Here is a 19,362-nt window from a genome sequence, read left to right on the forward strand (position 1 = left end):
TCAGCCGCCAACCGCCCCCGCCCCCTTGTCGCCAACCTCGCCCTCAGGCTAATTCTGCCTAAAGCCCTGGGGAGCAGTCGATGACCATCAACCTGATCTATGCAGCCATTCTGGGCTATCTCTGCGGCTCGGTGCCGTTTGGCCTGCTGCTGACCCGCGCTGCCGGTCTCGGCGATATCCGCGCCATCGGCTCCGGTAACATTGGCGCAACCAATGTGCTGCGCACCGGCAATCGCTGGCTCGCTGCTGCCACGCTCATTCTCGACGCCGCCAAGGCCGCGCTGCCCGTTCTGTTGGCCCGTGGCCTCTGGGGCGAAGACGCTGCCATGGTCGCTGCTATCGCGGCCTTTGCGGGCCATTGCTTCCCGGTCTGGCTGGGCTTCAAGGGCGGCAAGGGTGTCGCCGTGATGATCGGCTCGCTGCTGGCGCTGGCATGGCCTGTTGGCCTCATCTTCTGCGCCGTCTGGCTGCTCATCGCCTTCGCCCAGAAAATGTCCTCGCTGGCCGCGCTTACTGCCGCCGCAACCGCGCCGATCTTTGCCTACGTGATCGTCAACGAGAAGCTGGCGGCCACCGCTGGATTGCTGGCCATCCTGCTGTTCTTCCAGCACCGCGCCAACATCATGCGTTTGTTGCGCGGCACCGAGCCCAAGATTGGCTCGGAAAAGAAGGCCCCATAAACCTTGGCGGCGGGCGCGACCATGTTGACGCCCGCCCAACGAACCGCCTGGCTTCGCCTGCTCCGCACCGACAATGTCGGGCCCGCCACCTTCCGCCAATTGCTCAATCGTTTCGGCTCTGCCGAAGCAGCGCTTGATGCCCTTCCAGACATTCTCAAGCGCACCGGCAAGCCCCTCCGCATCACCACGCAGGCCCAGGCCGAGGATGAACTCGCCGGGCTTGATCGCTACGGCGCCCGCCTCGTCGCCAGTGGCGAGCCGGCCTATCCACCTCTGCTCAATTTCATCCCCGCCGCCCCGCCTTTGGTCACCATGGCCGGCGGCGAAAACCTCGATTGGCAGCGCACTGTCGGCATCGTCGGCGCGCGCAACGCCTCATCGGCCGGCATCAAGATGACCCGCCTGCTTGCCACCGATCTTGGCGAGCGCGGTTACACCATCGTCTCCGGCCTTGCCCGTGGCATCGACGCCGCCGCCCACAAAGCCACGCTGACGACAGGCACCATTGCCGTCCTCGCGGGTGGCTTCGACAAGATCTATCCAGAAGAAAACATCCCGCTTGCCCATGACATTCTCGACAATGGCGGCGCCCTGCTGACCGAGATGCCGCTGGGCTGGGAACCCCGCTCCCGTGACTTCCCGAGGCGTAACCGATTGGTTTCCGGTCTATCGCTGGGCATCGTCGTGGTCGAGGCCGCCAAAAAGAGCGGCTCTCTTATCACTGCCCGCCTGGCGCTGGAACAAAACCGCGACGTCTTCGCCGTTCCCGGCTCCCCGCTCGATCCTCGCGCCGAAGGTGGCAACGCCTTGATCCAGCAGGGCGCCAAGCTCATCACCTGCGCAGAGGACATCATCGAAACCCTTGGCAGCGCCGACCCGGCCCGCTCCTACCTCTTTGACCGCGATTGGGAACCCGACCTCGACCCATCCCCTGAAGCCGCCCCCACCGAAGACGACCGCACCCGCCTGCTCCAGCTCATCAGTTCGACACCCGTCGAAGTCGACGAACTCATCCGCCAATCCGACCTCACAGTATCAGCCATGCAAATGCTGCTGCTGGAGCTGGACCTCGCCGGCCTGATCGAATGGTCGAGCGGCCAACTCGTGGCGCTGAAGTACTCTTAGGCCAGAAACCTGAACCAACGGCCGCGGGTGTGCGCCGTTTTTCCAATTCATCGTCATTGCCCGGCTCGTCCGGGCAATCCAGCTTTCGATGGGTGCGGCATGGATCACCCGGACGAGCCGGGTGATGACTATGGTGGGGAGTGAAGCAGTCGTCTCCCTCCCCCTTGTGGGGAGGGATCAAGGGTGAGAGTGATTCACCCGAGTACCCCCACCTAACCTCCCCCTGATAGGGGGAGGAACCTTACAGTGGATGGGGTCACATCCCACCAGAAACGCGATGCAGTCCCTCCCCCTCTGCAGGGGGAGGCTAGGAGGGGGTAGACGCACAAACCCAAGGAAACGCGGGCACTACAAAAACACCGGCTCCTCAGCCAGCTGCACACCAAACCGCTCGCGCACCGTTCGCTTCACATGGTCAGCCAGCGCCGCGACATCCCCCGCCACGGCGCCCCCATAATTCACCAGCACCAGCGCATGGCGCTCCGACATGCCCACTGGTCCCAGCCGAAACCCCTTCAGCCCGCTCTTTTCGATCAGCCAGCCAGCCGAAAGCTTTAGCCGCCCATCGGCCTGCAAGAAGTTCGGTGCTGTCGGAAATTCCGCCAGCAGGGCCTGCGCATCCGCGGCCCCAACAATCGGGTTCTGGAAGAACGACCCGGCATTCGGCGTCACCCGCCAATCCGGCAATTTCGACCCACGCAGCGCCAGCACCCGCTCCATCACGGCGCGTGGCGTCACCTCGGCCCCCTCACCCAGCTCAGACAGGCCGGCAAAGCTCACATTGGGCACCCATACCGCTGGCAGCCGAAGCTGCAGCGACAGCACCACAAACCGTCCAGCCTCCCGCTTGAACAGGCTGTCGCGATAGGCAAACGCACACTCGTCTTTGGCAAACACCCGCTCGCGCAACTCGTCGCGGTCAAACACCGTGACCGTCTCGATCACGTCGGCCACCTCAACGCCATAGGCGCCGATGTTCTGAACGGGCGCAGCGCCAACTGTTCCGGGAATACCGGCAAGGTTTTCAATCCCACCCAGCCCCTGCTCTACCGTCCAGCCGACCAGCTCGTTCCAGTTCTCGCCCGCCGCAACGTCAACCAGCGTGCCCTCAGCCCCGGTTTCAACGACACGTCGCCCCATGATGGCGATCATCGCGGTCACACCATCGAAATCCGGCGCCAGCACCACATTGCTCCCGCCGCCCAGAATGCGCAGGGCAAAGCCATCCGCAGCGGCCTCCGACAGCAGTGTTGGTACCATCTCTGGCGCTGTTATCAGCACCCCGAGGCGCGAACGCGCGCCCAGCGCCAGCGTATTGCGCGTGGTCAGGTCGAAATCTGGAATCAAGGAAAGGCTTGGAACGGTCATTTGGCCTAAACACCAATGTTTGGGTGGTCGGGCAATGCCCAACCCCTCGCTAGCATGGCGGCCCTTAACGGCCAACTCCAGCGCTCAAATATCAGTGACCCCCGCTTTAGCGCGCTCTATGCCATGCTGCCGACAAAGATAGAGAGGACATTCAGTGCGTTACATCCTAGCCATGCTTCTATTGTTGGGGAGTATCACGATGGCCAAAGCTGATGTGCTCGATGCCGTAACGCAGCGCGACAGCCGAGCTTTGGCCAGTCTGCTGCAGGCCGGCGAAGCACCCGATCAACGCAATGCAGAGGGCCAGACCGCGCTGCTCGTCGCCGTTTGGAACAATGACATCGCCTCGGCGCGCCTCCTTCTCGAAGCGGGGGCCGACGTCAACGCCAAGGATCGGATCAGCGATAGCCCATTCCTGCTTGCCGGAGCCCGCGGTCGCCTCGAGATCCTCCGCCTCATCCTTGATCATGGCCCCGACCTCAAAAGCCTCAACCGTTTCGGCGGCACGGCCCTTATTCCGGCCGCTGAACGCGGGCATCTCGAAACCGTAGAAGCACTGCTCAAAGCAGGCGTGGATCCGAACCACGTCAACAATCTCGGCTGGACCGCCCTGATGGAGGCCGTGATTCTGGGCGACGGCACCGAGACCTATCAGCGCATCGTGACCGCGCTTCTCGATGGCGGCGCCGATCCGGCCATACCCGATGGCAATGGCGTCACCGCCCCTGAGCACGCAACTGAGCGTGGTTACAGCGCAATCGCGGCTCTCCTTGCCCGCTGAAAACCGGCCAAAGATTTCTCTCCCCTATGGGGAGGATACCCAGTGTGAAAGCGAGCCCGTTGACACGCTCCTTTCGCTTCACCATGTTGCGCCACCTTACAGAAGCGGTTGCGGAACAGGATTTCCATGAAGGTCGTCGTCGTTGAAAGTCCGGCTAAAGCTAAGACAATCAACAAATATTTGGGCTCGGGCTATGAAGTCCTGGCATCCTTCGGCCATGTCCGCGATTTGCCGGCCAAGGACGGTTCGGTTCGTCCTGACGAAGATTTTGCCATGTCCTGGGAGGTCGATACGGCCTCCAAGAAGCGCATCGCCGACATCGCCAACGCTCTCAAGGGAGCCGATGGCCTGATACTGGCGACTGACCCTGATCGCGAAGGCGAAGCCATTTCCTGGCACGTGCTCGACGTTCTGCGTCAGAAAAAGGCGATCAAGAAGGACACCGAAGTCAGCCGCGTCCTGTTCAACGCCATCACCAAGGATGCCGTGCTGGCCGCTATGGCTAAGCCGCGCGACATCGATATGCCGCTGGTCGATGCCTATCTGGCCCGCCGCGCTCTCGATTATCTCGTGGGCTTCACCCTCTCGCCCATCCTGTGGCGCAAGCTCCCGGGCTCCCGCTCGGCTGGCCGCGTGCAGTCGGTGGCGCTGCGCCTCGTGTCTGACCGCGAAGCAGAGATCGAAAAGTTCAAGGCAGACGAGTATTGGTCCGTCGAGGCCAAGCTCGCCCAGTCCGGCAAGAGTTTCCTCGCCCGCCTGTTCTCGGTCGATGGCAAAAAGACCGACAAGCTCGACATCAAGACCGGCGAAAACGCCGCCGAGCTGAAAAAGCTCATCGAGTCCGGCCAGTTCAACGTCTCGTCCGTTGAAAAGAAGCCGACCAAGCGCAATCCCTACGCGCCGTTCACCACCTCTTCGCTGCAGCAGGACGCGTCCTCGCGCCTAGGCCTGTCGCCAAATCGCACCATGCAGATCGCCCAGCGCCTCTACGAAGACGGTCTGATCACCTATATGCGTACCGACGCCGTGCAGATGGCGCCTGAAGGCATTTCCATGGCCCGCTCGGTCATCGGCAAATACTACGGCGAGGAGTATCTGCCCGAAAAGCCACGCATCTATCAGACCAAGGCAAAGAATGCCCAGGAAGCGCACGAAGCCATCCGTCCGACGGATATGTTCAAGCGCCCCGAGCAGCTCCACCTCGATGCCGACCAGGCCAAGCTCTATGGCCTGATCTGGCGCCGCACGCTCGCGTCGCAGATGAAATCAGCCGAGATCGACCGCACCACGGTTGATATCGCGGTCAATGTGCCCGGTCGCAGCGTCGAGCTGCGCGCCGTCGGCTCCGTCGTTACCTTCCCCGGCTTCCTCGCGCTCTATGGCGTCGAGGCCAAGTCCGATGAAGAGACCGAGGACGAAGACAGCCGCGAGCTGCCCCCACTGGCCGTTGGCGACAAGCCAAGCCTGCAGGCAGTGGATATCGAGCAGCACTTCACCCAGCCGCCGAGCCGCTACACCGAAGCCAGCCTCATCAAGAAGATGGAAGAGCTGGGCATCGGTCGCCCATCGACCTACGCGGCCACGCTCACCACCCTCAAGGACCGCGACTATGTCCGCCTCGAAGGCAAGGCCTTGCACCCCGAAGATCGCGGCCGCATCGTCACCGCCTTCCTCGAGAGCTTCTTCACGCGCTATGTCGAGTACGATTTCACCGCCAATCTCGAGCAGCAGCTCGATCTCATTTCGGCTGGCGAACTCGAATACAAACAGGTTCTTCGCGACTTCTGGAAGGACTTCACCGCTGCGACCACCGAGATCAAGGATCTCCGCGTCTCCGAGGTGCTCGACGCCCTGAACGACCTGCTCGCCAGCCGCATCTTCCCGCCCAAGCCCGACGGCGGCGATCCGCGCCTGTGCCCAACCTGCGGCACCGGCCAGCTCTCGCTCAAGCTCGGCAAGTTTGGCGCCTTCATCGGCTGTTCGAACTATCCTGAATGCCGCCACACCATGCAGCTCTCCGACGCGGCCAACGGCCAGTCGGGCGAAGCCGCAGCCGGCGACGGCGTTCTCGGCACCGATCCAGAATCGGGCGAAGACGTCCACCTCAAGACCGGCCGTTTCGGTCCCTATGTCCAGCTCGGCGATGGCAAGGAGCCAAAGCGCTCCTCCATTCCAAAGGGCTGGGACGCGGGCACCATGACGCTCGAAGCAGCGCTCAAGCTGCTGTCGCTGCCGCGCGAAGTGGGCTTGCATCCTGAAACCCAGCTCCCCATTTCTGCTGGGCTGGGTCGCTATGGCCCCTTCATCCTGCACGATGGCAAATACGCCAACCTGCCCGATGTCGAAGAAGTCTTCACTGTCGGTCTCAACCGCGCTGTCGATCTTCTCGCGCAGAAGGCCGCTGGCGGGTTCAAGCGCGGCGGTGCTGCCGTGGCAGCCATCCAAACCTTCGAGCACGACGCAGGCCCCATCACGGTCCGCGCAGGCCGCTATGGTCCCTACGTCAACCAGGGCAAGATCAACGCCACCATCCCCAAGGATATTGCGCCCGAGGCCGTAACCGTCGAGCAGGCGATGCAGTGGATCGCTGCCCGCGCCGAGGCCACCGGCACCAAGGTCAAAAAGGCGCCGGCCAAGAAAGCCGCAGCCAAAAAGCCTGCTGCAAAGAAGACGACAACAACCAAAGCTGCAGCCACCAAGGCCGCCGCCAAGGACGGCACTGAAAAGCCGGCTGCCAAAAAAGCCGCGCCAAAGAAAGCCGCCGCCAAAAAGACCGTCTCGGACGAAGACGTCCCGTTCTAGGGGTCCTAGTCGATAGAGCACCCCCTCCTAGCCTCCCCCTGAACAGGGGGAGGAACCGGACAGCGGGTGAACCAAACGCGTGCCCCAAATGCGATCTGTCCCTCCCCCTATCAGGGGGAGGCTAGGAGGGGGTACTCCGATCGCCGCTCAATCACCCCCACACCCCCTAAAAACAAAAAGCCCGGGCCGTGGCCCGGGCAAGTTATTGGAAAAGGCGGGGTGAGCGCCTAGCTGTTCAGCGCTCGAACCCCTGCAGCGCGGTCGTTTCCGGCACACGCTGCTGCCACCATCATGGCCATTTGCGCTGGTAAGGCTAATGGGCCTTTGGTCGCATCCTCTCGGGATCGGCTATCGCCGGGTCAAAGGCTTGGTTTGCCGCGCGTTTCTCGCCATCGCTGGTGCCGAACAGATGCTCTGGCGGGCGACGGGGGGACGAATAATCGGCCATGCACCATGGGCAACGAACGGCGGCGCGTGGCCGAGGTCCAGCACATGACAGACAGAGCCTAAGGGCGGGCATAACAAACCTCCATGCTTCGCACCCCTTGGGTGCAAGCCAAAAATAGATTAAGGGGAATGAGCGTTTCCGCTCGAATGCCGATATGGCCAGCCATTTAGACTTTTCAATGGCTTGATTGGACAAGTTCATGCCAACCCGGCAGACCTTGGTATAACTTGGCTGAATTCCAACAAATAACGCCAGCCCTGCGTCTGGCTGTTGGCTCTCGGGCCACCGCCCCGTTGTACCCCCCACCATTCCAGTCCATATCTAGTCCAACTCGCCCGCCCCATGGAGTCCGGGCCAACATTACAGTCCGGCGCTCCCACATTCGGTGATGCGCCTTATAGAAAGCTACCCATGGCCAAAGCGCCAACGACCAAAACCAAATCAACGTCGGGCCCACGCCGCCCGCGCCAGCCAGCCGCTGGCACCCTGCCAACCCGCGAGCAACTGCTCGAAGCGCTCAAGAACACCGACGACATCAAGGGCAAGCGCGATCTTGCCAAGGTGTTCGGCATTCGCGGCGATATGCGTCGCCCGTTCAAGGCCATGCTGGCCGAGCTTGAAGGCGATGGCATCATCACGCGCACCCGCAAGGCGCTGCGCCGCACTGCCGCCCTGCCCGCCGTTACCGTGCTCGATATCCCCACCGATGCCGATCCGGACCATCTGCACGCCTTCCCGGCGCAGTGGAACGAGGAAGAAGGCGAACGCCCCCGCGTAACCGTACTGGCGGGTCCAAATGTCCGCGTGGTGCCCGCGCCCGGCGATCGCATCCTGGCCCGCATTGATGCCGGCGACGATGACATTCCGGTCTACACCGCCAAGGCGATGAAGATTCTCGACAAGCCGCGTCGCGGCCAGATCGGCATTGTGCGCATGGACGATGAAGGCGCCCGCCTCATCCCCGTTGATCGCAAGCAGAAGGAAATGCGCATTCCGCTCGGTGACTTGCTCACCGCAGCCGATGGCGATCTTGTGGAGGTCGAAGTCAAGCTCTCCGGCCGCCTGATGATCCCGCGCGCCAAGGTCGTCGCGGTCATCGGCAATCCCATGTCCGAAGGCGCGGTCTCTATGATCGCGATTCACAACCTCGAAATTCCCTATCGCTTCCCCGCCAGCGTCATTCGCGAGGCCGATCAGGCCACCGAGGCAACGCTCAAGGGCCGTGAAGACTGGCGCGATGTGCCGCTCATTACCATCGACCCGTTCGATGCCAAGGATCATGACGACGCCGTCTATGCCGAAGCCGACAAGGACCCGGCCAATCCCGGTGGCCACGTCGTCATCGTCGCCATTGCGGACGTTGCAGCCTATGTCCGCCCCGGCACCCCGCTGGATCGCGAAGCCTACACGCGTGGCAACTCGGTCTATTTCCCTGATCGTGTCGTGCCTATGCTGCCCGAGCGTATTTCCAACGAGCTATGCTCGCTCAAAGAAGGCGTTCCGAGAGCCGCTCTGGCCGTTCGCATGGTGTTTGGCGCCGATGGCAAGAAGCGCAATCACAGCTTCCATCGCATCCTGATGCGCTCGGCCGCTAAACTGAGCTACCAACAGGCTCAGGCGGCCATTGATGGCAATGCCGATGACCAGACGGGTCCACTGCTCGAACCCATTCTGCGCCCGCTCTACGCGGCCTATGATGCCATGGCGTCGGCACGTGACAAGCGTGGTCCGCTCGACCTCGATCTGCCAGAGCGCAAGATCGTGCTCGACGAAAAGGGCATGGTCAAAGACATCCGCATTCCAGAGCGGCTCGATGCCCACCGGCTGATCGAAGAAATGATGATCGCCGCCAACGTCGCTGCCGCGGAAACGCTGGAGCAGAAGAAATCCAACCTGCTCTATCGCGTCCACGACGAGCCCAGCAGCGAAAAGCTGCAGGCCCTGCGCGATTTCCTTGGCTCGCTCGATATTTCCATCAAGAAGTCTGACAGCGTCCGCGCTTCCGACTTCAATGGCATTCTCGGCCAGGCCCGCAAGGCGGGCAATGTCGAACAGGTGTCCGAGATGGTCCTGCGCAGCCAGGCACAGGCCGAATACTCAGCCGAGAACTACGGCCACTTCGGCCTCAATCTCGACCGCTATGCCCACTTCACCTCGCCCATTCGCCGCTATTCGGATCTGATCGTTCACCGCGCGCTGATCCGCGCACTCGATCTGGGTGATGATGGCCTGTCCGAAAACGAAACCCTCAAGCTGGCAGGCATCGCGCAGCACCTCTCCTCCACTGAGCGCCGTGCCATGTCGGCCGAACGCGAAACCGCCGACCGCCTGCTGGCCCAGTTCCTGGCCACCAAGATTGGCGCCCGATTCGAAGGTCGCATTTCCGGCGTCACCCGCTCCGGCCTGTTCGTGCGTTTGCTCGAAACCGGCGCTGACGGTTTCATTCCCGCCTCGACGCTCGGTCAGGATTATTATCGCTATGTCGAAGAGCGGCAGGCGATGATCGGTGATCGCACCGGCGAGAAATTTGCTCTCGGCGATCGCGTAACCGTTCGGCTACTGGAGGCCGCCCCAGTCGCAGGCGCACTGCGCTTTGAGCTGCTGTCGGAGGGCGTCCGCGTCAATCCGTCATCTTCAAGAAAGGGCCAAAAGCGCCCACCTAGGTCGTACGGTCCCAAGGGACGTAGGAAGAGGTAATCGGATGGCTAGCGAAGTCAAAACCCTCGAAGAACGCAGTGTTTGGCAGGCAATGTGGCGTGGCACGCTGTGCAAGTGCCCGCATTGCGGTCAGGGCAAGATGTTCCGCGCCTATCTCAAGGTTGCTGAAAACTGCGACGTCTGCGGCGAGCAGCTCAATCTGCACCGCGCCGATGACTTCCCGCCATACATCGCCATCATGATCGTCGGCCACATCCTGGTCGCGATCATGCTGCACATGGACATGGTCTACCACGTCAATCCACTGACCTACCTGTACACCATGGTCCCATTGTCGATCATAATGCCTCTCGCCATGCTCCCCTCCATCAAGGGTGCGATCGTTGGCCTGCAGTGGGCCAACCGCATGTATGGCTTCGGAACTGGTCAGATTGACTAAGCCGACTTGACAATCTGCGGCAAATCCGTAGGTTGCGCCCAAATTCAAAGCGCCGCGATTTCGTGGCGCCTTATTGTTTGTCGAGGATACTCCAATGGCCAAAGCCGCTTCCGTCAAGATCAAGCTCGTGTCGACGGCTGATACTGGCTTCTACTACGTCACCAAGAAGAACGCCCGCACCCAGACCGAGAAGCTCTCGTACAACAAGTACGATCCGGTTGTGCGCAAGCACGTTGAATTCAAGGAAGCCAAGATCAAGTAATCTGGCGCCGTTTTCGACGGATAGACAAAAGCCCCGGATTTTTCCGGGGCTTTTTTGTCGCCGTTTGTCAGGCTTTTCGCGCGCAGGTGCTAACAGTCTGCTAGCGCATACGCCGGGTCTGTCACAATGCGCGAACGGTAAAAGTGGCTGATCCGGAGTGGCATGTCGAAGAGGCCACTCTGTCCACATCCGGACCAGCCGCCCTACGGATCCCAGGAGTTGCGGCGGACCCAGGATAGCGCAGGGAGCGATCAGCAGCGTCACCCAAGGGCGTGCCTGCTGTCTGGCTGGACCCTACGCCCGCCGCGCCAAAACACAAGGAAATCCGGGCCTCACAGCCAGATAACCTTTTGTTAATTATAACAGATAACCCTAACGCATCCAATTGCAGCAATTGCTGCCGGGGGTCACGCCGCGTCGAAAACGACCCGGTTCCGCCCCTCATGCTTGGCCCGATACAGCGCCACGTCGGCCCGCTTGATCAGTGATTCCGGTGTATCAGTCCCGCCCTCATAGAGCGCAACGCCAACCGACACCGTCACCGAAAGCGGCCGCCCCACACCCACATCGAATCCCCGCTCAGAAATCGCCTGCCGAACCCGTTCAGCGACCACATCCGCCTGCTGCACATCGGTGTCCGGCATCATCACGACAAATTCTTCTCCCCCGAAACGACAGGCGAGATCGACCCCTCGAATGTTCCGTTTCATGCGGGCCGAAAACTCTTTCAGCACCGCATCACCAACGTCGTGGCCATAGGTATCGTTCACCGCCTTGAAGTGGTCGATGTCCAGAATCATCAGGGCCATATCGCGGTCCTGGCTCTGGGCCTTGCCCAGCATCACCGTCAGGTGGCGCTCGAAATAACGGCGATTATACAACCCCGTCATATCGTCCGTCACGGCGAGCGCCATGGTGTTGTGCACGCTCTGGCGCAGCTCAAGTGCATAGCGCTGCCTGCGAATTTGCGTTCGCACCCGCGCCGAGAGTTCATTGCGCTCCACGGGCCGCATGATGAAATCATTGACGCCCAGATCAAGCGCCCGCACCACGCGCGGCTTGTCGGACTCGTCCGCCATCAAAATAATCGGCAGCGTCCGCGTGTGCTCAAGCGTACGAATTTGCGAGCAGACGCGCAGCGGATCGAAGTCCGTCAGCGCCATTGTCACCAGCGCCAGCTCGTAATGCGCGCCAGTCACCTGGAACACGGCGTCGGCCGGCTGTGTCAGGATGTCGACTTTATGCTCGGGTGAAAGATAGCCCTTGATGCGCTCGGCGTGGCGTTCATCGGTGTCGATGATCAAGATCGAGCCACCCACCGTAGAAATGTTATCCATGGCCCGCAAAGCGTCTTCAATAGCAATCTGCTGCCCGGTCATCGCCCGCGCCCGCAGCTCGTCCGTAAGCGACTTCAGCCGCACCAGGCTCTTCACCCGCGCCATTAGCTGCATGTCATCGACAGGCTTGGTCAGAAAGTCATCCGCCCCAACCTCAAGCCCCTTCACCCGATCAGAAGCCTGATCGAGCGCAGTGACCATAAGTACCGGTAAATGATGGGTTTTCGGGTCAGCCTTCAGCCGGCGACACACCTCAAAACCGTCCATGCCGGGCATCATCACATCGAGCAGGACGATATCGACATCTGAAGTCTGGCAAATCTCCAGCGCCTGCGGCCCGGACGACGCTGTCACGACTTCATAATATTCAGCCGAAAGCCGGGCCTCGAGCAGCCGGACATTGGTCGGGATATCGTCGACGATGAGTACGCGTGCGGTCACTACAGCCTCGAAAACCTGTTCGCTGGCCGACAGCAACTACCGTCGGCATGGAGCGTGCCGACCAGTCTTGCCAAAGTAAGGCAGTCAGTGATCAGGCAGGACCAATGTAGCGTGCAATAGTTTCCAGAAAGTGAGGCACAGAAATGGGCTTACTGATGTAACCCTCGCACCCGCCTTGCAGAATCCGTTCTTCATCGCCCTTCATGGCAAAAGCAGTAACGGCGATGACCGGGATGTGCGCCAGCTCATCATCATCTTTGAGCCACTTGGTCACGACCAGCCCGGAAACTTCCGGAAGCTGGATATCCATCAGGATCAAATCAGGATGATGCGCACGCGCAAGATCAAGCGCCTCCATCCCACTGCGGGTCTGGATGACGGCATATCCGCGCGATTCGAGCAGATCGTTGAAGAGCTTCATATTGAGCTCATTGTCTTCGACGATCATCACAGTCTTTGGCATTTATCTATCCTTGCGCCACTAGGACGCTGGCGGCACTTCGCATTGCCGCACGCTTCAGCTACCATGCAAACTCTTACAAAACACCAAATGAGGCCGGCTTTGCTGCGTTCTGAGAAAGTCGAACCTTCCGTCACAACTCTGGCCGATTCCTGCCTGGGCTACCTTGCGGAAAACCCAGACGAGCTGTTGGCTTTCATGCAATTTGCTGGCCTCGATCCTGATGCACTCCGCCGCTCCGTTGGCGCACCGGCATTCCAGCGCGGCCTTATCGATTACTTTGCATCAAACGAACCGATTCTGCTCGCCCTCTGCGCCAACACGGGCACATCCCCGGAAGAGTTCATGCGGGTATGGTATCGCCTCAACCCAGCCGGGTGAGCGATGGCGAAAAACTGGCTCTGTCGCGATTGCCTGCATCATGGGACGGCGTCCGAACCACGTCGCTGCCCTACATGTGGTTCACCGCGCTTACAATTTCATGACGAACTGTTCGACCTCTCAATCGCCCACGTCGATTGCGACGCCTTTTATGCGTCAGTCGAAAAGCGCGATGATCCTTCCCTCCGCGATAAGCCGCTGATTATCGGCGGCGGCGTCCGTGGCGTCGTTTCCACTTGCTGCTACATCGCTCGCCAATATGGCGTCCGCTCAGCCATGCCCATGTTCAAGGCTCGCCAGCTTTGCCCCGATGCAGTGATCATTAAGCCGAACATGGCAAAATACGTGGCGGTCAGCCGTCAGATCCGCGCGCACATGGATGCCCTGACGCCGCTGGTGGAGCCACTCTCACTTGACGAAGCTTTCCTCGACCTGTCCGGCACCCAGGCGCTGCACAAGGCCCCACCAGCAGTGGTGCTCGCCCGCTTTGCTCGCGCTGTCGAGACAGAGATCGGCGTGACTATCTCCGTCGGCCTGAGTCACAACAAGTTCCTCGCCAAGATTGCCTCAGACCTGGACAAGCCTCGCGGCTTTGCAGTGATCGGCGCTGCGGAGACCATAGCGTTCCTGGCACCCAAACCCATCAGCCTCATCTTTGGCGTCGGCAAGGTACTCGCCGAAACGCTTCGGAAAGACGGCCTCACCACTATCGGCCAGCTACAGGAGGAGCCGCCCGAGAACCTGATGCGGCGATACGGAGAAACCGGCGCGCGTCTCTCTCGTCTATCGCGCGGCATCGACAGCCGCCGCATCTCCAACGATAGCGAGATGAAAACCGCCTCATCAGAAACTACATTTAACAATGATATCAGTAGCCTGGACGAACTTTCAACAGAACTACTAAAGGTTTCGGAGCGCCTTTCCGAACGCCTCAAGGCCAAGAATATCGTCGGCGACACGGTCACCCTAAAGTTGAAGTCTGCCGGTTTCCGCTTGCGTACTCGCGCCCGGCACTTAATGATCCCGTCGCAGCTCGCAAATGTGATTTATGAGACCGGGTTGTCGCTGCTCGAAAGAGAGATCGACGGCACTGCTTTCCGACTGATCGGAATCGGTGTTTCCGGTATTGATACCGCTGACGGCAACGATCCTGCGGATTTGCTGGAGCCCAATGTGGCCCGCAAGGCTGCTGCCGAGCGCGCGATGGACCGCGTCCGAAACCGTTTCGGGCGAGAGGCTGTTGTGCGAGGCAAACTCTACAAACAGCGACCGGACCCTGCGCCGGTTGAGACCGAAGACGACAAAAACGAAGGCAAGACCAGATGACCAGCCCAATCGAAAAGCTCCGCGAACTCGGCTATGAATTGCCAGCCTCGACGGCACCAGTAGCCTCCTATGTTCCCGTCACCCGCAGCGGCAATCTCGTTTTTGTCTCGGGTCAGATCTCGATTGCCTCCGGAACCGTTATCACCGGCCGTCTCGGCGACAACATGAACGTGGTTCAGGGCGGCAATGCTGCCGAAGTCGCCATCGTCAACGTCCTCTCCCAGATCGTCCACCTCGCAGGCGTCCCGCTGGAAGACATCAAGCGCGTCCTCAAGATCACTGTCCTGGTCGCCTCGACACCTGACTTCTTTGAGCAGCATCTGGTGGCCAATGGCGCATCCAACCTGCTGATCGGCGTTCTCGGCGACAAGGGCAAGCATGCCCGCGCTGCGTTCGGCGTCGCTGCCCTGCCCCTCGGCGCAGCGGTAGAAATCGAAGCCATCATCGAAGTCTGAGCGTAACGCGAACGTCACATTCTGGTGCCAATGAGGCCCTCCAACTAGTACGAGGCCAGCATGACCGACGCTCTCTTTCCCGATCCGATCGCCCATCGCGGCCTGCATAACCGCGCCGAAGGCATCATCGAAAATAGCGCCAGCGCCTTTGAGGCCGCCATTGCCGGCGGCTTCGCAATCGAATGTGACGTTCAGCTCACCAGCGACGGCGTCGCTGTCATTTTCCACGACGACGACCTCTCCCGCCTGACGGGCAAGGTTGGCGCCGTGGCGGACACGCTCGCAGCAGACCTGACCACGACGCCACTTCTGGATAGCGCCAGCGGGGATTGCCCACAGCGCTTTACCGACTTCCTCAAGCAGATTGCCGGACGCGCCCTGCTCCAGATCGAGCTCAAGCACCAGCGCGACACTGCCGGTACGCAATTGCTGGCCCGCGCCGTTGCTGAGGCCCTCAAGTCCTATGAAGGCCCAGTGACCATCGAGTCGTTCGATCCGAACCTGCTGACGGCTATCCGCCAGTTCGGTTTCGCCGGGCCACGCGGCATCATCACCTACGACTACGAAGACGCCAACGAGGATTCACATCTCACGGCCGAACAGCGTTTCACCCTCCGCCACTTGCTGCATTGGCATGAGACCCAGTTCGATTTCATTTCCTGTGACAAGAACGCCCTCAACTTGCCCGCCATCAGCTTCTGGCGCGTCCTCGGCAAGCCTGTGACGGCCTGGACCATCCGTTCGACAGAGGAAGCCGCCAAGGCACGTGACCATGTCGACCAGATCGTCTTTGAAGGTTTTGACCCTGCATAGGTGCTGTCTGCTCGCGGGCATCCTGATGCTCGCGAGCCCCGCCACCCTAGCGGCAACGATCATCCTGCCACCTGCTGGTGGGCAGTACGATTCCCAGCTCGGCGGCGCCTACCCGCCACCCGATGGCGTCACCGTGTTGAGCCGCGATCGCACCGAGCCACCTGTGCCCGACCTCTACAACATCTGCTACATCAACGCCTTTCAAACCCAGCCGCACGAGCAGTATCTATGGACGGCTTTACCGACCAGCGTGCTCCTGACCCGTCCCGACGGTTCATTTGTTGAGGACCCGAACTGGCCCGGTGAAATTATCCTCGACACCAGCACGTTTGAAAAACGCGCTGCGCTGTTTCTGGTCACCGCACGCTGGATCGCCCAATGCGCCCGTGACGGCTTCCAGGCCATTGAGGCAGACAATCTAGACACGTATTCGCGCTCGAACGGCGCGCTGACGGTGGCGGACAACCTTGCCTATGCCAGCGCCCTCGCCGCCCATGCCCACAGCCTCGGACTGGCTTTCGCACAGAAAAATGGCGCTGACCTGGGGCCGCAGGGCAAGTCAGCAGGCTTCGATTTCGCCATCGTTGAGAGTTGCCAGATGTACGCCGAATGCGACGCCTACACGGACGTCTACGGCCGCAATGTCATAGAAATCGAGTACACCGACACGGACCCTCGATTTTTCGAGACAGCCTGCGCTGCCCGTGGCGAGAAAATCTCCGTCATCCGCCGCGACCGCAACCTTACAATGTCAGGCGATCCGTCCTATTTCTATCGGACCTGTTGACACTCGCCGGACATTCTCTTGGCACCCCAGCCCACATTTCGCGCGACCATCCATCCTTCGACCGCCAGCATTCCAGCGGAGGTATGGAACAACCTTGCTCCATCACATGATGGAAAGCCGGATAACCCATTCCTGGATCACGCCTTTTTCCTCGCGCTTGAGCAATCCGGTTGCGCCAATGGCCGGACGGGATGGCAGCCTCAGCACATCCTGCTGAGCGATGAGAATGATACTCCGGTCGGCCTGATGCCGCTGTTTCTCAAGTCCCACTCCATGGGTGAGTACGTCTTCGATCACGGCTGGGCGAATGCGTTTCAGGAGGCCGGCGGCAGCTATTACCCCAAGCTGCAATGCTCGGTCCCCTTCACGCCTGTAACCGCGCCCAAGCTGCTGGTTCCCTCCGGCGATGCCGAGGTAACAGTCGCCCTGCTCTCTGCCGCTCAGCAGCTCGCAGGGCAGCGCCACGCATCGTCCGTCCACGCCACCTTCGTACCAGCAGATCAAGCTGACGAGATCACGGCTGACGGTTGGCTGCACCGCGTCGATACCCAGTTCCACTGGCATAACGAGGGCTTTGCGACCTTCGACGATTTCCTCGAGACCCTATCCTCCCGCAAGCGCAAGACCATCCGCCGGGAGCGTCGCGACGCATTGGCCGATGGCATCACGGTCAAATGGCTAACCGGCAGCGACCTGCAGGAGCATCACTGGGACGCGTTCTACGATTTCTACGAGGACACCGGCGCCCGCAAATGGGGCACGCCCTATCTCAATCGCGAGTTCTTCTCGCGCCTCAACGAAACCATGGCAGATCGCATCGTGCTGATGCTGGCCTATGACGGAGCGGAGCCCATCGCGGGTGCCATCAATTTCGTCGGTAACGACCGCATCTATGGCCGCAATTGGGGCTGCACCCGCGACGTGCCGTTCCTGCATTTCGAGCTGTGCTATTATCAGGCCATCGACTACGCCATCGCCCACAAGCTGGCCGTGGTCGAAGCAGGCGCGCAGGGCGAACACAAACTCGCCCGCGGCTATGCCCCCGCAACCACCCATTCCGTCCACTGGATAGCCCATCCTGGTCTGCGCAAGGCGGTTTCAGACTTCCTCAACCGTGAACGCAACGCCGTGGCCCATGAACAGGCGCTGCTCGACCAGTTCACACCATTCCGCAAGGGTGAGCGCACCGACCGCTAGCCGTGTCACTATCGCCACTTTCCCCAAGCCCATAACGGCCTTATGTAGGAACCCATGATCTGGGACATTGTCGTTTTTCTGCTGCAGGCCTTCCTCGTATTCGTGGTTTCGACCGCGTTGTTCGACGCGCTGCATTGGGTGCTTCACAAATGGGAAAACTCGCGCATCCCGCTGCTGCGCAAGTTCTCATCCTGGCATTGGGTGCACCATAAGTTCCTGGGCCTCGATATGCAGATCAACCCGGCCTATGCCCGGGCCAATATCTGGTTCCACATTCTGCCGGAATACCTGACTTCAATGGCAGGAACGGTCGTATTCCTGTTCATCTTCCCATGGCCCGTAATTGCCGCCGTCGCGGCGCTCCGCACCATCATGCTGGTCATGACGCTGCGCGAAGAGGGGCTGGACTACAATCACATGTCCATGGACCGTGTGGGCGGCCAGCAGGGCCTGCTGTGGGTGGATAACAACTACCACGCCATGCACCACGTCTATCCGCACAACTTCTTCTCGTCCTTTGCCAACGTCTTCGACCTGATCTTCGGCACCACATGCCAGATCAAGGGACGCCACTTTCTGGTCACTGGTGCGGGTGGTGCCTTTGGGGCAGCCATGGTCGCCAAGCTCACTAGCCTTGGCGGCATAGTCGAGACCGCCAAGTCCGGTGTCGACTTCTCGGCAGGCAACTACGCGGCGATGAAGGAAAAACTGGAGCGCGCCGAGGTTCTCGTGCTCGCACATGGCGCCAAGTCCGACGATTGTTGGGACGCCAACTACGTCACGTTCCGCGACCTCACCGAGCTGTTCACCGAGATGGGCAAGACGCGCCTGGCACCACCAGAAGTGTGGGCAGTTGGTTCTGAAGTCGAGTTCCATGGCGACATGGGTATGGACGAGCTCAAGGCTTATTCATCGTCCAAGCGCGCTTTCGCTTGGCGCGCTCGCGACTTCTACCGCTCCGATGCGCTGATCTACCGCCACATCGTGCCTTCCTCCTTCACCTCCGCCATGGGCAAAGGCCCGATGAGTGCAGGCACCGCAGTCAACATCGCGCTGTTCTTCATCCGTCGAGGCTTCCGCTACGTACCGGTGACATTCACCGGCCTCGCCGTCCTCAACTACTTCCGTTTCCGTTTTTTCCAGAAGGGCCAGCCGGACGACTTTAAGCCGGCGGAATGATCCATGACCTATGACCCGTCCAACATTTTCGGCAAAATTCTGCGCGGCGAAATCCCGGCTCATAAGGTCTATGAGGATGAAACCGCACTGGTGATGATGGACATCTTCCCGCAATCGCGCGGTCACACCCTCGTCATTCCCAAGGCCGTCTCGCGCAATTTGCTCGATGCCGACCCAGCCGCCCTCGCGGCCGTCATTCCTCTGGTCCAAAAAGTCGCCAAGGCCGTCAAATCAGCCACCAATGCTGATGGCATTCGGCTGGCGCAGTTCAACGAAGCCACTGCCGGGCAGACGGTGTTCCATCTGCACTTCCACATTATTCCGGCCTATGAAGGCACAGCCCTGGCGCCTCACGCCGGCGGCAAAGCCGACGATGCAGAACTGGCAGCTTTGGCCAGCGAGATTGCAGCGCAGCTCTAGTGC

At 60.7% G+C, this 19,362-nt stretch carries 18 protein-coding genes; 15 read left to right on the plus strand and 3 right to left on the minus strand.

The annotated features are described in order from the left end of the window. Positions 1–80 precede the first annotated feature (80 nt). Both plsY and dprA read left to right on the plus strand, forming a co-directional pair. Positions 81–680: a glycerol-3-phosphate 1-O-acyltransferase PlsY gene (gene plsY / locus WH87_RS07035; RefSeq protein ID WP_046140194.1), complete on the plus strand. Its 600-nt coding sequence runs from the start codon at positions 81–83 to the stop codon at positions 678–680. A gap of 21 nt (positions 681–701) precedes the next feature. After that, positions 702–1,805 (plus strand): DNA-processing protein DprA, encoded by a 1,104-nt coding sequence (dprA, locus tag WH87_RS07040; RefSeq protein WP_046140383.1) that lies wholly within the window; start codon positions 702–704, stop codon positions 1,803–1,805. A 348-nt stretch (positions 1,806–2,153) separates the two neighbouring features. Here the strand turns inward: dprA and murB are convergent, their stop codons facing one another. Further along, entirely contained in the window at positions 2,154–3,173 is a 1,020-nt protein-coding gene (gene murB, locus WH87_RS07045; RefSeq protein ID WP_046140195.1) for a UDP-N-acetylmuramate dehydrogenase, read from the minus strand. Positions 3,174–3,372: 199 nt separating this feature from the next. Here murB and WH87_RS07050 point away from each other — a divergent pair, with 199 nt between their 5' ends. The 5 genes from WH87_RS07050 to rpmG all read left to right on the plus strand — a co-directional run bounded on the left by WH87_RS07050 (position 3,373) and on the right by rpmG (position 10,563). Further along, positions 3,373–3,954, plus strand: a complete 582-nt coding sequence (locus tag WH87_RS07050; RefSeq protein ID WP_342667177.1) for an ankyrin repeat domain-containing protein — start codon at positions 3,373–3,375, stop codon at positions 3,952–3,954. Between the two features lie 126 nt (positions 3,955–4,080). Then, complete coding sequence (gene topA, locus WH87_RS07055) at positions 4,081–6,756, plus strand: type I DNA topoisomerase (RefSeq protein WP_046140197.1); 2,676 nt, start codon at positions 4,081–4,083, stop codon at positions 6,754–6,756. 859 nt (positions 6,757–7,615) lie between these two features. Then, entirely contained in the window at positions 7,616–9,901 is a 2,286-nt protein-coding gene (gene rnr / locus WH87_RS07060; protein WP_046140198.1) for a ribonuclease R, read from the plus strand. Positions 9,902–9,905: 4 nt separating this feature from the next. Further along, complete coding sequence (locus WH87_RS07065) at positions 9,906–10,301, plus strand: DUF983 domain-containing protein (RefSeq protein ID WP_046140199.1); 396 nt, start codon at positions 9,906–9,908, stop codon at positions 10,299–10,301. Between the two features lie 94 nt (positions 10,302–10,395). Further along, positions 10,396–10,563, plus strand: a complete 168-nt coding sequence (rpmG, locus tag WH87_RS07070) for a 50S ribosomal protein L33 (protein ID WP_035096841.1) — start codon at positions 10,396–10,398, stop codon at positions 10,561–10,563. Positions 10,564–10,970: 407 nt separating this feature from the next. On the opposite strand, the gene WH87_RS07075 is transcribed toward rpmG, so the two are convergent. Together WH87_RS07075 and WH87_RS07080 are read right to left on the minus strand one after the other, a co-directional pair. Beyond that, a complete protein-coding gene (locus WH87_RS07075) occupies positions 10,971–12,341 on the minus strand; it encodes a PleD family two-component system response regulator (protein WP_046140384.1) in 1,371 nt (456 codons plus the stop codon). Between the two features lie 91 nt (positions 12,342–12,432). Then, entirely contained in the window at positions 12,433–12,804 is a 372-nt protein-coding gene (locus WH87_RS07080; RefSeq protein ID WP_046140200.1) for a response regulator, read from the minus strand. Between the two features lie 99 nt (positions 12,805–12,903). Here WH87_RS07080 and WH87_RS07085 point away from each other — a divergent pair, with 99 nt between their 5' ends. The 8 genes from WH87_RS07085 to WH87_RS07120 are packed head-to-tail and all read left to right on the plus strand — an operon-like array spanning position 12,904 to position 19,359. Further along, a complete protein-coding gene (locus tag WH87_RS07085) occupies positions 12,904–13,182 on the plus strand; it encodes a DUF3572 family protein (RefSeq protein WP_052726580.1) in 279 nt (92 codons plus the stop codon). 3 nt (positions 13,183–13,185) lie between these two features. Beyond that, entirely contained in the window at positions 13,186–14,508 is a 1,323-nt protein-coding gene (locus WH87_RS07090; protein WP_046140202.1) for a DNA polymerase IV, read from the plus strand. After that, positions 14,505–14,963, plus strand: a complete 459-nt coding sequence (locus tag WH87_RS07095) for a RidA family protein (protein WP_046140203.1) — start codon at positions 14,505–14,507, stop codon at positions 14,961–14,963. Before WH87_RS07090 ends, WH87_RS07095 begins: the two co-directional genes overlap by 4 nt. A 60-nt stretch (positions 14,964–15,023) precedes the next feature. Then, entirely contained in the window at positions 15,024–15,776 is a 753-nt protein-coding gene (locus WH87_RS07100; protein WP_046140204.1) for a glycerophosphodiester phosphodiesterase family protein, read from the plus strand. Further along, positions 15,736–16,563 carry an endo alpha-1,4 polygalactosaminidase gene (locus WH87_RS07105; protein ID WP_082092544.1) on the plus strand — a complete coding sequence of 276 codons (828 nt, stop codon included), beginning with the start codon at positions 15,736–15,738 and terminating at the stop codon, positions 16,561–16,563. Before WH87_RS07100 ends, WH87_RS07105 begins: the two co-directional genes overlap by 41 nt. A gap of 18 nt (positions 16,564–16,581) precedes the next feature. Beyond that, the gene (locus tag WH87_RS07110; RefSeq protein ID WP_156458143.1) at positions 16,582–17,760 is read left to right on the plus strand and encodes a GNAT family N-acetyltransferase; all 1,179 of its coding nucleotides are present in this window, start codon (positions 16,582–16,584) and stop codon (positions 17,758–17,760) included. 54 nt (positions 17,761–17,814) lie between these two features. Then, on the plus strand, positions 17,815–18,939 hold the full coding sequence (locus WH87_RS07115; RefSeq protein ID WP_046140206.1) for a hypothetical protein: 1,125 nt from the start codon (positions 17,815–17,817) through the stop codon (positions 18,937–18,939). A 3-nt stretch (positions 18,940–18,942) separates the two neighbouring features. Beyond that, a complete protein-coding gene (locus WH87_RS07120; protein ID WP_046140207.1) occupies positions 18,943–19,359 on the plus strand; it encodes an HIT family protein in 417 nt (138 codons plus the stop codon). Positions 19,360–19,362: the final 3 nt, after the last annotated feature.

Origin of the sequence: Devosia epidermidihirudinis (assembly GCF_000971295.1) — a bacterium.
Taxonomy (GTDB): domain Bacteria; phylum Pseudomonadota; class Alphaproteobacteria; order Rhizobiales; family Devosiaceae; genus Devosia; species Devosia epidermidihirudinis.